The sequence below is a fragment of the Rhodococcus sp. F64268 genome, from assembly GCF_023015605.1.
In the GTDB taxonomy this organism is placed as follows: Bacteria; Actinomycetota; Actinomycetes; order Mycobacteriales; family Mycobacteriaceae; genus Rhodococcus.
The window spans coordinates 134,828-148,292 of record NZ_JALKAI010000009.1 but is presented as its reverse complement, the minus strand read 5'-3'; the positions used below and the strand labels follow the sequence as shown (position 1 = coordinate 148,292).

General features: G+C 62.0%; 12 protein-coding genes, 1 rRNA gene and 1 pseudogene. 11 read left to right on the top strand and 3 right to left on the bottom strand.

All coding sequences use genetic code 11. The features are described from left to right. Positions 1 to 81: 81 nt before the first annotated feature. A 5S ribosomal RNA gene (gene rrf / locus MWU77_RS20140) occupies positions 82 to 198 on the top strand. Between the two features lie 182 nt (positions 199 to 380). Here the strand turns inward: rrf and MWU77_RS20135 are convergent. The 3 genes and pseudogenes from MWU77_RS20135 to MWU77_RS20125 all read right to left on the bottom strand — a co-directional run bounded on the left by MWU77_RS20135 (position 381) and on the right by MWU77_RS20125 (position 3,012). Next, the gene (locus tag MWU77_RS20135) at positions 381 to 806 is read right to left on the bottom strand and encodes a lipopolysaccharide assembly protein LapA domain-containing protein (RefSeq protein ID WP_169688017.1); all 426 of its coding nucleotides are present in this window, start codon (positions 804 to 806) and stop codon (positions 381 to 383) included. Between the two features lie 145 nt (positions 807 to 951). Further along, positions 952 to 1,728, bottom strand: a complete 777-nt coding sequence (locus MWU77_RS20130) for an SDR family NAD(P)-dependent oxidoreductase (protein ID WP_247274601.1) — start codon at positions 1,726 to 1,728, stop codon at positions 952 to 954. Between the two features lie 16 nt (positions 1,729 to 1,744). After that, positions 1,745 to 3,012: pseudogene (locus MWU77_RS20125) on the bottom strand (cytochrome P450). Between the two features lie 240 nt (positions 3,013 to 3,252). On the opposite strand from MWU77_RS20125, the gene MWU77_RS20120 reads away from it, so the two are divergent. From MWU77_RS20120 to MWU77_RS20075, 10 genes are all read left to right on the top strand, one after another. Further along, on the top strand, positions 3,253 to 3,825 hold the full coding sequence (locus MWU77_RS20120) for a TetR/AcrR family transcriptional regulator (RefSeq protein ID WP_247274600.1): 573 nt from the start codon (positions 3,253 to 3,255) through the stop codon (positions 3,823 to 3,825). 352 nt (positions 3,826 to 4,177) lie between these two features. Next, a complete protein-coding gene (locus MWU77_RS20115; RefSeq protein ID WP_247274599.1) occupies positions 4,178 to 5,038 on the top strand; it encodes an ABC transporter permease in 861 nt (286 codons plus the stop codon). 1 nt (position 5,039) lies between these two features. Beyond that, entirely contained in the window at positions 5,040 to 5,894 is an 855-nt protein-coding gene (locus MWU77_RS20110) for an ABC transporter permease (protein ID WP_169688021.1), read from the top strand. A 3-nt stretch (positions 5,895 to 5,897) separates the two neighbouring features. Continuing rightward, positions 5,898 to 7,202 (top strand): MlaD family protein, encoded by a 1,305-nt coding sequence (locus tag MWU77_RS20105; protein WP_169688022.1) that lies wholly within the window; start codon positions 5,898 to 5,900, stop codon positions 7,200 to 7,202. Beyond that, positions 7,199 to 8,236 carry an MCE family protein gene (locus tag MWU77_RS20100; protein ID WP_247274598.1) on the top strand — a complete coding sequence of 346 codons (1,038 nt, stop codon included), beginning with the start codon at positions 7,199 to 7,201 and terminating at the stop codon, positions 8,234 to 8,236. The genes MWU77_RS20105 and MWU77_RS20100 overlap by 4 nt, the downstream gene beginning before the upstream one ends. A 52-nt stretch (positions 8,237 to 8,288) precedes the next feature. Next, entirely contained in the window at positions 8,289 to 9,293 is a 1,005-nt protein-coding gene (locus tag MWU77_RS20095; RefSeq protein ID WP_308198835.1) for an MCE family protein, read from the top strand. Beyond that, a complete protein-coding gene (locus tag MWU77_RS20090) occupies positions 9,290 to 10,396 on the top strand; it encodes an MCE family protein (protein ID WP_169688025.1) in 1,107 nt (368 codons plus the stop codon). The genes MWU77_RS20095 and MWU77_RS20090 overlap by 4 nt, the downstream gene beginning before the upstream one ends. A gap of 8 nt (positions 10,397 to 10,404) precedes the next feature. Next, the gene (locus MWU77_RS20085) at positions 10,405 to 11,502 is read left to right on the top strand and encodes an MCE family protein (RefSeq protein ID WP_169688026.1); all 1,098 of its coding nucleotides are present in this window, start codon (positions 10,405 to 10,407) and stop codon (positions 11,500 to 11,502) included. Continuing rightward, positions 11,499 to 12,776: an MlaD family protein gene (locus tag MWU77_RS20080; RefSeq protein ID WP_247274596.1), complete on the top strand. Its 1,278-nt coding sequence runs from the start codon at positions 11,499 to 11,501 to the stop codon at positions 12,774 to 12,776. Before MWU77_RS20085 ends, MWU77_RS20080 begins: the two co-directional genes overlap by 4 nt. Before the next feature lie 40 nt (positions 12,777 to 12,816). Next, positions 12,817 to 13,464, top strand: coding sequence for a hypothetical protein (locus tag MWU77_RS20075; protein ID WP_206039894.1), 648 nt, complete (start codon positions 12,817 to 12,819; stop codon positions 13,462 to 13,464). The last annotated feature ends 1 nt before the right edge of the window (position 13,465 follow it).

Here is a 13,465-nt window from a genome sequence, read left to right as displayed (position 1 = left end):
GGAATTGGGTGGGCGGGGCTCCTGTGGGGGTTGTGTTCACTTGGTTCGGCACGCGTGAGCGTGGGTTGTGTTTCATAGAGTTACGGTGGTTATAGCGTGGGGGAAACGCCCGGTCCCTTTCCGAACCCGGAAGCTAAGCCTCACTGCGCCGATGGTACTGCACTCGTCAGGGTGTGGGAGAGTAGGTCGCCGCCGTGCATTCGTTCCGAGAGGGACCCCACAATGTGGGGTCCCTCTCGTGTTTGTGTAGGTAAATGGAGCCGGGGTGGGTGGGGATGATTTCCCCGCCTACCCTGGCACTTTTCGTTTTGCGGTTTGTGTAAGGGACATGTTCGGAGTGTGGCGACGTGGCCACGGCCATCTGCGTGCTCGATGCAGAGTCAGGATCGACCTCGTGAACCGGCGCCGAGGTTGCGCTGTCTGTTGGCGGCCCGCCGCAGTTGCAGGATCCGGAGGCCCCCTGCGAGTCCGACTATCGCCGCACCGGCAATAGCTGCGAACAGCAACGCCACACCCAGGGGCAGCGAGAAGTCCCACCCGAAGAGTTCCAGCGTGATGCTGTCGAGATTCTGCAGGATGAACACCAACAGCAACAGCAGAATGAGGACGCCGGCCACCAGGGCGGTCCACAACGCGCCGGTGCGAGTGCGCCTGATGCCCTTACCTCTGGCGACGTCGGGGTGCAGGTCACTCGTGGCGTCAGGATCCGGCGTCGCGCCTGAAGGCGGGACGGGAACATTGCTGTGCGGTGGCGGTGATGAGAGATCGCGGCTCGGATCCTCTGGGCCCCTCGACGTGGTTGGCATGTGCGAGCGAGTACCCACGTTCGGTTCCGACTATTCCTGGTGTGCCTGGAGTGTTCGGGGGACCCGACGAGGATCCCCCGAACACTTCTCCATCCCCCGAGTGACGACTCCCATCACAGTCGCCACATGCCTCCCCGTCCTTGGGTCAGAGATACCAGCCTCCGTTGACGCCGATGACCTGACCGGTGATGAAGCCGGCATCGTCAGAGCAGAGGAACGCCGTCGCTGCTGCAACGTCGTGCGGTGTACCCGTCCGGCGAACGGGCGTCATACTGGCGAGTGCCTCGAAGTTGATCAGCATCCCACCGGATTCCTCGGCTGCTCGCGCCATCGGGGTATCGATGATCGACGGCGGAATCGTGTTGGCAGTAATGCCTTTCGGAGATAGTTCGTATGCCAGGGCCTTGGTGAGCGCGATGACTCCGCCCTTCGACGCGACGTAGTGTGCCCGATCAGGGGCGCCGGACTGTGCACTGGACGATGAAATCGTGATGATGCGACCCCAACCGGCCTCGACCATGTCGGGGACTGCTGACTGCACGCTGTTGAATGTGCCGGTGAGGTTGACGTCGATGATGCGTTTCCAGTCGGAGAGGTCGATTTCGGTGAACGGAGCGGTTGCCTCGATTCCGGCGCTCGTAACCATGACCTTCACCGCGCCGAGTTCGGCGCGGACCTTCTCCATGGCAGCATCCACACCGGGCCGATCGACCACGTCGACCTCGAATGCTCGTGCCGTCGCGCCATTTTCGTTCAGTTCATCCGCTGCTTGCTGTGCTGCGGCACCGCTCACGTCGAACAATGCGACAGGGTGGTGCAGTGCGGCGAGTTGTCGGGCGACCGAGAGTCCGATGCCGGAGCCTGCCCCGGTGACGACTGCGACTCTTGTCCTCGCCTCGATGTTGCTGGTGTTGTCGACCATGTGGGTAGTCGTCCTTTCAGTCGACGGGGGTGAACTCGAGATGGAGCTCGGCAAGGCCGCGCAGGATGTAGGTCGGTTCGTACCTGAAGTCACGGTCATGCGCCGGTCCGTGCTGGGCTTCCGATACCCGAATGTCGTGCATGCGGTCGAGGATCCGCTCGATCGTCACGCGTGCCTCGACACGTGCCAATGGTCCACCGGGGCATGAATGGACCCCTCGGCCGAAGGCGACATGTTCACGTGCATTCTCGCGATCGATCCGAAGCTCATGGGGATTCTCGAAGCGTGACGGGTCGCGATTTGCCGCCGGAAGCGACACCATGACCACAGTGCCTGCCGGGATCGTCACACCCCCCACGTCCGTCGTCTTGCGTGCAAGACGGAAGTCGCTCTTGACCGGGCCTTCCATGCGAAGCATCTCTTCGATGAACGGCGGGATCAGGGTGCGGTCCTCGCGAAGCTGTTTCTGCAGTTCCTGGTTCTCGGCGATTTGGAGCAGCATCGATGTGATGAGCCGTGCGGTTGTGTCCTGTCCGGCACCGAAGAGGAAGGTGGCGATCCGAACCAGTTCGACGACGTCGGGAACTTCTCCGTCCGGGTATCTCGCGTCGGCCAGGATCGTGAGGGCGTCGTCGCGTGGTTCGCGTCGGCGGTCTTCGAGGAATGCTGTGAACTTCTCGTCCAGAAACTCGAGGGGGTTGGTACCCAGTGATTCGCCCTCGGTCGATCCGACTTTCTGTGCGTTGAGGTGCCGCGCGAACGACTCATGGTGTTCGGCCGGAACACCGAGTAGGTCGGCAATCGTCAACAGGGCGAACGGAACGCCGTAACCGAAGAGTGCCTCGAATCTGCCGGCCGAGTGGAACTGATCGATCAGCCGATCGCACAGCTCCCACATGAAGTGTTCGTTCTCGTCGAGTCTGCGCGGGGTGAACAGTCCGCTCACGAGGCGACGAGTCCGTGAATGCTGCGGTGGATCCATGGTGACCAGGTGCTCGTACATCGGAAACTGCTCGCGGTGCTCATCGATCTGCAGATTGATGTCGTCTCCCTCGACTGGAAACGGTAGCGGAGGGAATGGGCCGATCGGCGCGACGATATTGGAGAAGCTTGCTGTGTCACGGAGAACCGCCAGCACCTCGTCGTATCCGGTGACTGCGATGACGTTCTGTGAGGCTTCCAGCCGGCGTACCGGGCACTTCGGCGGTGATAGTCGAAGAACGGGTGCGGGTCGGCGACGAAGGACGGATCGGTGAAGTAGTCCTTCGTATCGAAGTCGTTCAAGTGGAGCCTCCTGAGGGACCTCTTTTGGTGCATAATGCGTTGCAGCGCAGGTTAATTAGATGACACAGGCGCTCGGGAACCCAGCCCGTGAGAGGGCCGCGTCCAAGCGCTGTGCACCTGCATAGCATTGCCTGTGTAATGGATAACATACGTAGCTGGATATGGTCAACATCACAGGGATTATCCGCGCTAGAGTGTCGCAAAGTTGCAGCCGTGCAACCGGTGAATGGAGGTCGATGGATGGCGTCGTCGCGCAGGCTCGGTGCTCCCGATGCGAAGAATCGAACGGTCCTGCTCGATGCTGCCGAGGCATTGATGATCGAAAAGGGCTACGCTGCTGTGACATCCAGGAAGGTCGCTGATGCGGCCGGCTTGAAGCCGCAGTTGGTGCACTACTACTTCAGGACGATGGATGACCTCTTCCTGGAAATCTTCCGCCGCCGTGCGGAGGAGGGTCTCGTTGTGCAGGCCGCCCTGGCGGACGCGCCCAACCCACTTCGGGCGCTGTGGGAATTCAGTACGAACCCTGCGAGCGTCGCTGTGACCATGGAGTTCATTGCGATGTCGCGTCATCGTGAGGCCCTGCGGCAAGAGATTGCGAACTATTCCGAACAGTTCCGCGTCGGTCAGCAAGAGGCGCTCGACAAAGTCCTCGACCGCGTGAACCTCTCCGAGAAGATTCATCCGGTCGTGGTCTCGGTGCTCATGACGAGTTTGTCGCGTGTGCTGGTGATGGAGGAGTCCCTGGGGGTGACGGGAGGTCACGCGGAGACGGTCGAGCTCGTCGAGTGGGTGTTGAGCAAATTCGATTGATTTGCCGTCTCTGCAGGTGAAGCTATGTATAAGCGTGTTTATCCGTAGTCTGTCTGCGCCTGTTCGTAAACGATCGTTGCATTTATGAGAACTCTCTTCTACTTTGATGCATGTCAGATGCTCGTTTGTGGAGTGACCGGCTCGGTTGGGAGTATCGGGGGTGTGCGGCCGGGGCGCCTGATTCAAGGTGCGTTCGGGCTGCGTGTTCTTCGTGGCCGGGCGGGAATCGCTCCCAGTGTGAGTCGAATTCATTTTCGCACGCGCACAGCATCTTTCGTGCAGAGTATGAGTGAAGGCCGATCCGGTATCGGCTGTGCTCTTCGAATTCTTCCGCTCGCGAAGGGGATCGACTGTGGCAGAAGAGGGTTCCACTTCCACGCATGAGCAGTCCGCCACCGATGAGATAGACGAATGGGCGAGGGGCTACGTCCGACGTCACCCCGTGGCAGCCCTTGCAACTGTGGGCGAACAGTGCAAGCTCGGAGTCCGAACCATCCAGCATCTCGTCGTGGACATCGCGACTCTTCGATTTCCCTTTGCGGAGTTCATCCGTCAAGCGGCATTCATGGCGTCGGCGTCCGCACTGCCCACAATGTTTGTTGCGATCCCGATCGGAGTGACTCTCTCGATCCAGTTCGGGTTGCTCGCCGGGCAGGTCGGAGCGACGTCGCTCGCGGGGGCGGCGAGTGGTCTTGCCGTGATCAAGCAGGGCGCTCCGATGGTTGCGGCGCTGTTGATGGCGTCAGCAGCAGGCTCGGCTGTGTGTGCAGACCTCGGTTCGCGCAAGATCAGGGACGAGATCGACGCTCTTGAAGTAATGGGGATCTCGGTGGTTCGGCGACTGGTGGTTCCGCGGTTCGCGGCGGCGATCTTGGTCGGTCTCGCATTGACCGGACTTGTGTGCTTCGTCGGATTCCTTTCCGGCTACCTGTTCAACACCTTCGTGATGAACGGGACACCGGGTAGCTTCGTAGCCACCTTCGCTTCGTTCGCGACGGTCGGCGACTTCGTCCTCACGATGATCAAGGCCATGGTGTTCGGAGCAATCGTCGCGGTGGTCGCGTGTCAGAAGGGGCTGTCGACAAGCGGCGGCCCCGCGGGTGTGGCGAACTCGGTGAACGCCACAGTCGTCGCGTCGATTCTTCTCCTCATGGTTGTCAACGTCGCTTTCACCCAGCTCTACGTGCTGCTGTTCCCGCGGACGGGGTTCTGAAGTGGCTTCCCGCTATTTCCCTCCGGGCGTGCGACCCATTGTCGCCGCCGTGAGAAGTCAGGTGACAGTGATTGCCCGGCTCGGGCACATGGTGACCTTCCTGATGCGGGCAATCGCCGCGATCCCCACCACGCTGCGGCATTACCGGAAGGAGTTTCTTCGGATTCTCTCGGACGTCACCTGGGGGAACGGGTCGCTCGTCGTCGGAGGCGGAACGGCAGGCGTGATAATCGTGCTCGGCGCGGCTGCCGGTGCGATCGTGGCGATCGAGGGATACAACGCGCTGCACCTCCTCGGTCTCGAGCCTGCCACCGGAATGATCTCGTCGACGGCCACGACCCGTGAACTTGCGCCCATCATGGCCTCTCTGGCCTTCGCGGCACAGGCCGGCTGCCGTTTCACTGCCCAGCTCGGCGCGATGCGGATCTCCGAAGAGATCGATGCAATGGAAACGCTCGCGATCCGTTCGATACCGTTCCTCGTCACCACGCGTCTGCTGGCATCGGTGGTGGCAGTGATACCGCTGTACCTGGTCTGCCTGGCGGTCAACTACGTTGCGGTGCAGGTTGTGATCGGAATGGCAGGGGGTGTCTCGTCCGGAACCTACGAACACTATTTCTCACTGGTGCTCAGCGGATCCGACGTCGTCTACTCACTGATCAAGACCATCCTCTTCGTCATCATCACCACGACGATCCAGTGCTACTACGGCTATTACGCGGCCGGCGGCCCCCAGGGCGTCGGCACCGCAGCCGGACGAGCGATGCGTGCCAGTATCTCGGCGATGATCGTAATGAATCTTCTTCTGACTCTCCTGTTCTGGGGCCTGGGCTCCGGGGCAAGGCTCGGGGGGTAGGCCATGTCGTTCCTATTGGAGAGTGACCCGAATCGGGTGACCGTGCGCGGTCTGATGCTGCGAGGAACTATCGCTCTTGTGGTGGCGATCCTGTTCGTCGCGGGAATTCTTGCCAAGATGAACGGAGTATTCGACAAGGGCCATCGCGTGACGGCGGCGCTCACGGACGTCGGAGACGGTCTGCCCGCGAGATCCGATGTCAAGTTCCGGGGTGTGCTGGTCGGCCAGGTCGACGCCGTCGTGCTGCCCGAAGGGGACGGTCCCAACGTCGTCGACATCACCATCCGTCCCGAATACCTCGACGGAATCCCGGCGACGGTGACAGCGCGGGTGGTACCGAGCAACGTTTTCGCCGTCTCGTCGGTCCAGCTCGTAGACAACGGTCCCGCGCCCCACCTCGAGGACGGAGCGACGATCCTGCAGGACGAGAGTCTCTCCACGGTGCAGCTCCAGACAGCACTGACGAAACTTCGTGACCTCACCGCCGCGACCGCGCGCCTGAGCTCGCAGGAAACCATGGGCGTCCTCGCCACAGTGGCGCAGGCGACCGATCGGCGGGGCGACGACATCGTCCAGGCCGGTGCACAATTACAGCGAATCGTACGAGAGGTCAACGCGGTCGTCACCCCCGACGGCAGTCCGTCGACATTGACCGCACTGGCGAATGCAGTGGAGGGTCTGCAGCATTCGGCGCCGGAGTTGCTCGACGCTGTGAATCATGCCGTCGTACCGATGCGGACGGTCGTGGAGAAGCAGGAACAGTTGTCCACCTTGTTCTTCGGGAGCGCCAACACTCTCTCGACGATGGCAACCTCGCTCGAGAACAACACTGATCGAATCACCGGCATCACCACCGAGCTCGAACCGGTGCTCGGTGTCGTGGCTGACGGTGCCCACGAGTTCACTCCGATCGTCACCAGAATGAACTGGATCTCGGGGAAGTGGTGGACGGAGTTCTGGCCTGCCGGGCAGCAGAACGGCAGGGGAGTCTTCGTCTTCCAAGCGACGCCCCGCATCGAATACACACGCACGGACTGCCCCCGGTACGGAGAGCTGGCCGCACCCAGCTGCTTTACGGCGCCCGATACCGGTGCGCCGCCGGTGACCGAACAACTCGCGGCCACACGCACTATCGAGAGAGCACCTGTCGGGGGCAATGTCGGTCAGGTGGGCGCGCCTGCGGAGAAGGAAATCGTCGATCAGATCCTCGGCGGTGACTTCGGTGCGGCCGCAGACCTTCTGCTCGGGCCGATCACGCGTGGTGCCGATATCAAAGTGGTGCCCGAGCCGGAAGGAGCGCCGCGATGACGATCCGGAAACCACTTATCGGTCTCGTCGTGTTCCTGTTGATCTCCGCAGGCTTGACATGGCCGGTCGTGGTTACATTGCAGCGGGGAGTCGAAGGCTCGACGAGTGCCTACTCCGCGGTGTTCAGTGACGTTTCGGGGTTGCGTGTCGGCGACGACGTGCGGATGGCCGGTGTGCGTGTGGGTCGAGTCGATTCGATCTCTCTCGACGACACGGTTGCGCGAGTGTCCTTCAGCATCGACCGGACTCAACAGGTGTTCGCGAACACCGAAGCATCGATCACCTATCAGAACATCATCGGCCAGCGCTATCTCGGGTTGTCGCTGGGGGAGAATCCCGACACCGCAATCATGGAGGCCGGTTCGGAGATCCCCCTCGAGCGAACCACGCCGTCCTTCGATATCTCAGTGCTGCTCAATGGTTTCGAACCGCTCTTCAGCGTGCTCGATCCAGACCGGGTCGACAGCATCACGGCCTCCTTGATCGCCGCACTCCAAGGCGACGGCGGAGCCGTGACCACCCTCGTGGCGGAGACATCACGAGTTGCGGAGTCGATGGCCGAGCCGGATCGGATCCTCGGAGACATCATCGTGAACCTCGACGGAATAATCTCGGACCTCGCGACGCAGAGCGGTGAGATCGACTCGGTGCTCGCCGGTGCCCATTCGATCTTCGCCGAGCTCAATGCTCGGCGCCCGGAGTTGGTCGGTTCGCTCGATGCGATCGCCACCACGACCGACAGTCTTGCTTCGCTCACCGGTGAAGTGGAACCGGACCTGCAGGAGATTCTGCGCAGACAACCGGGCTTCACCGGCCACTTCGTCGACACCAAACCATCATGGGAGTACTTCGGCTTCAATCTCCCCGGTCTTCTGAAGGGGCTGGCCCGTGTGAGTGAGGATGGTTCCTACCTGAACGCCTACCTGTGCAACATCAACGCCACTCTCGTGCCCGAACTGAGCCATGTCATCCCCTCGGTCGTGGCGGGTGCAACTCCCGGGGGCGAAATCAAGAACTCCCCGATCTGCAGGTGACGATATGACACGGACAGGATCGAAATTCGCGCAGAAGTTCCGATTGCGGCCGGTGGAGTCGTACAGTGCGGTCTCCCTCGGTGTGGTGACCGTGGTCGCGATCGTGGCTGTACTGGTCGCAACGGTCGGGGTTGCCAATCTGGGACTCGGAAAGACCACCTACGAGGCGGAATTCGTCCAGGCGGCACAGATTGCACCCGGAGACGGGGTTACCGTGGCCGGGATCCAGGTCGGCACGGTCGAAGGTGCACGACTCGAGGGTGATCGTGTGGTCGTCACGATGAAGATCGATAAGGGCGTGAGCCTGGGGGCGGACACCGTGGCCTCGATCAAACTCACCACGCTGTTGGGATCGCGCTACGTCGAACTGCGTCCTGCAGGGGAGGGAAGCATTCCTGACAGGCGCATCGCACTTTCCAATACTGTTGTGCCATATGATCTGCAAGCCGTCCTTGCGGACGCGACGACGACCTTCGAACAGGTCGATGCGGAGCGGCTGGGTGCGACACTGTCCGAACTCTCCGGGGAGTTGGAAGGTCTTCCGGCGCTGATGCCGCAAGCTTTGGAGAACGTCGAGAAACTGTCGGGGGTCGTCGCAGATCGGCGAGGACAGATCGGATCTCTGGTCTCGGCGACGTATCAGCTCACCGAGATCATCCGTGCACAGCAAGCCGATCTCGGCTCGCTCGTGCGCGACGGGAGCGACATGGTGAATGAACTGGCGCTGCGTCAGAACCTGGTGGAACGGTTGTTGTCGTCCACCAGCAGCCTTGTGGCGCAACTTCATACGGTCGTCGTCGACGATCGCGAGTCGATCGACGCCCTGATTGCCGATCTCGACTCGATGCTCCAGAGTCTTGGAAATCAGGATGCACTGCTTCGTAATATTCTCCAGATTCTACCGGTCCCCATCCGCAACTTCACGAACGCGACCGGGACCGGGCCGGAATTGGATTTCACCTCCGTTGCAGGGCCGTTCATCGATTCGTGGATGTGCGCGATCAGCGGAAATGCCGAACTGCATTCGCTCCCGCCGTATTTCGAGGATTGCCAATGAAGACACGGAAATGGTTGCCGATGGCCGCGGTGATCGTGGTTGTCGCGGGGCTGGCGTTCCTCGGAGCGCGAACATGGGTCGTCGGACACGACGACAACACCGTCATCGCGCAGTTCGACAACGGCGCGGGGCTCTACGTCGGGAACACCGTTGCGGTGCTGGGTCTCGAGGTCGGCGAGGTCACCGCGATCGAACCGAAGGGGACTCACGTAGCGGTGACCATGAAGATCGATGGTTCCATGGATATTCCGGCCGACGCGCAAGCAGTTGCAGTGTCCACCTCGGTGCTGACGGACAGGCACGTGGAGCTGACCCCCGTCTATCGCGGTGGTGACACCCTCGAAGACGGTGCCGTGATCGGTCTGGAGCACACGAGGACCCCTATCGAGTTCGATCGGCTCCTCGCGATGGGCGACACGATGGCCCTCGAACTCCAAGGTGACGGTGAGGGGAGCGGGCCTGTGGCAGAACTCCTTGCCGCAGGTGCCGCGATGACGGATGGGCAGGGCACCAGCATAAGATCCGCACTCGGCAAGTTGTCCGAGGCATTGGCAATCGGACCCGACGGGGGTGCCAAGACCCGCAACGAACTCACCGCGATCGTCGACAACCTCGCGGTGCTGTCGGAAGCTGCGGCGGCCAATGACCAGGACATCCGCGAGTTCGGTGAAGCGACGAGCCGGATCAGTGCCGTGTTGGCCGAGTCCGGAATCGGTCTCGGCGACACCGGAACCAAAGTCAACGAAATCCTTCTGCAGGTGAACGATCTGTTGGTTGCCAACCGCGGTGCGGTGCAGTCGACGGTGACGAACGCCGAGACACTCACCCGTGCGCTCGCCGACTATCAGCGCGAGATCGGTGAGTTTCTGGACCTGACCCCGCTCCTGCTCAACAACGCCCACAACGTCATGGATCAGGAGACCGGCGGGGCTCGCGTACACGGGCTGCTCGAGAGAGTGGCGCTCGACGGCCAATTGGTCAAGGAGGTCTGCAATCTCATGGGAATGCAGGAGCTGGGTTGTAACACGGGCACCGTCAGCGACTTCGGACCGGATTTCGGGATGTCGGGGATGCTCGAGGGGCTGGCAGGGATGCACCGGTGAACCTCGGGATGAGAAGATACGTAGGCGCCGCGTGCGTAGTCCTCGCGGGGCTGTCGACAGGCGCTTGTTCGGTCGGGCTCGAACAGCTTCCGCTTCCCGCTCCGGGAATGGACGGTGAGTCGTACACACTCACGGCATCATTCGACAACGCTCTGAATCTACCGACGAAGGCGAAGGTCAAGCTCGACGGGGTCGATGTGGGTGAGGTCGAGTCGATGTCGGTGCAGGGTTACCAGGCGCTCGTGACCATGCGTATCGCGGAGGGTGTGGTGGTGCCCGAAGGAAGCGGTGCCGAGCTGCGTTCGGCGACCCCGCTCGGCGACGTCTTCGTCGCGCTGCAGGCGCCCGAAGGCGATGCAGCCGCGGCGCCTCCGCTCCGCGACGGTGATGCCATTCCGATCACCGACACGTCTGCGGCCGCAACCATCGAGGAGTTGCTCTCGACCGCATCTGTCCTCGTGAACGGCGGTGTGGTTCGCAACCTTACCAAGATCGTGAACGGGCTCGGTGAAGCAGTCGACGGACGGGGCGCGAACATCGAGAGCCTCCTCGACGAATCCGCGCGCCTGGTGACGCAGCTCGGTGAACGCTCAGCTGAGATCGAACACTCCCTGACCCAGACAGATATGCTCATCTCCACACTGGCGGAACGGAAGTCGACGATCCGTGAGGCCGTCGCCGCAGCCGGTCCGGCGCTCGATGTCCTCGCCGCGGACACCTCGGAGATACTCGACCTGGTGACCCAGGTGGATCGGATCAGCGCGCAGCTGGTGAAGTTCCCGTCGGTCAACGGAACGGATACGCGGTCGATGGTTGCCGATATCAATCGGATCGCGGCGGAACTCAACAACGCGGCGACGGCACCGGGTGCAAGCCTCGAGAGCGTCAACAGTCTGCTCGCTCCGATCATGAAAGTGACGAACTCGACGTCGGCGCACGCCGACGCGGATTGGGAGCAACTGATCCTCGGCGCGCTTCCCTCACCTGGACACGCCGGTGACCCCGGAAGCAAGCTGCCCGACGGGTCGGATGTCGAGAATATGGTGGGTGCGCTCACCAACTCCCTGCTGCGTCTGCAGGGCAGATTGACGGGAGCGGGCGGGTGACGAGCAAGGTGAACGCGAAAGAGAGAATCGCAGCGCCCTTGGTCGGTGCGGTCCGCTCAGGGTATCGGCATCGTCTGGGTTTGTCCCTGACGGCGCTCACAATGACTTTGGTGCTCGGAATCGTCTATCTGGTGTTCGGAATCTTCGAACTGAATCCGACCGATCGAAAGATCCAGGTACAAGTGCATTTCGATCAGTCCGGCGGAATTCTCCCCGACCGAGATGTGACGTTGCGCGGAGTGCCTGTGGGGCGCGTGACCTCGGTGGACCTTACCGACGACGGTGTCGTTGCGGTCGCGTCGATCGATTCACGAACGAATATTCCCCAAGGATCCGAAGTTCGGGTCGCGGGCCTGTCGCTCGCCGGCGAGCAGTATCTCGACTTCCGCCCGACCACGGACGACGGACCGTACCTGACGGACGGCGCCGTGATCTCCACCCAGGACACCTCCACACCGGTCCCGCTGTCCGACCTCATGAACGATCTCGACGGCATGCTCGCGCAGATCGATCCCGCCGAAGTCCAGGTGATCGTCGAGGAGTTGGGAGTCGGCCCAGAGGCACCCGAGAAGCTGTCCGACATCATCGACGGGGGCACGTTCCTGATCTCGACACTCGACTCCGTACTGCCCCAGACCGTCTCGATTCTCAACACCAGCAAGGTGGTCCTGAACACGCTCGCCGAGGGGAGCCCGGGCTTGCAGGCGACATCGGCCGATCTGTCCGGACTGCTGCAAGGTGTGGAGGAAATGGACGCGGGTTTCCGGACCTTCGTCGACAACGCTCCCGCGACCCTCGGTGCTGTCGACTCGATCATCGCGGACAACTCCCCGACGATGGTTCAGCTGCTCGGCAACCTCGCGACCGTCTCTCAGATGGCGTACCTGCGGGTACCGGCACTGCAAGAGTTCTTCTTCCCGACCGAGCGGGACGGCTCGACGCTCGAAGCGATCGGGACCGCGTTCCACGATGGCGGTATCTGGGCGTACGTCAACCTCTATCCGCGGTACACGTGCGATTACGACCTCCCTCGCAGGCCACCGTCGGTCCCGGATTTTCCGGAGCCCTACCTGTACACCTACTGCAACAACCCGGACCCATCGGTTCTCATCCGCGGCGCGCGGAATGCTCCCCGTCCGCAGGGCGAAGAAGGCGAAGCCGTGCTTCCGCCTGGTGCCGATCCGGCCCGTACCGCCGACCCGACTCCGATAGGGCCGCTCTCGGTTCCACAGACATATGGAGGCCCGCCCGACGAATACATCCACCCGAGATGATCGACGATATGGTGCACACCTCTCTGGAAGGAGTACGCACATGAGCAATACCGGTTCCACCCTGGCAACAGACGAACTCGCGGCGGACACCGTCGATCCGGTGAATCAGGACGCCACCGAGAAAGCCGGCACCGAAAAAAGCAGTGCCGAAAAGAGCAGTGCCGAGAAGGACGACCGCGGCAGCGCCGAACCGGAAGTTGATTCGGGTCGACGCATGCGTCGAATTCGTACCGCCGTGCTCGTGGTGATCACCGTGGCGTCGGTGGCCTGCGCAACATTCTTCGCGTGGAAGGCGCACGAGGTCAGATCCGTCAATGCGGCTGCTGCCGAGGCGCTGTCGACGGCGCAAGAGTACGCGGTGACGCTGACCTCGGTCAGCCCTGGTGAACTCGACAGCAACTTCGATGCAGTGCTGGACGGCGCCACGGGCGAATTCAAGGAGATGTACGCGCAGTCGAGCGGAGAATTGCGTCAGCTCCTCATCGACAACAACGCGCAGGCGGAAGGCACTGTGATCGAAGCCGGCGTCAAGTCGGCCACGACCGATCGTGTCGAGGTGCTGCTGTTCATCGATCAGACGGTGACCAACTCCGTCGTCCCGGAACCGCGCCTCGATCGCAGCCGCGTCGTGATGACACTCGAACGTGTCGACGGCCGCTGGCTGGCCTCGCAGGTGGACCTTCCTTGAT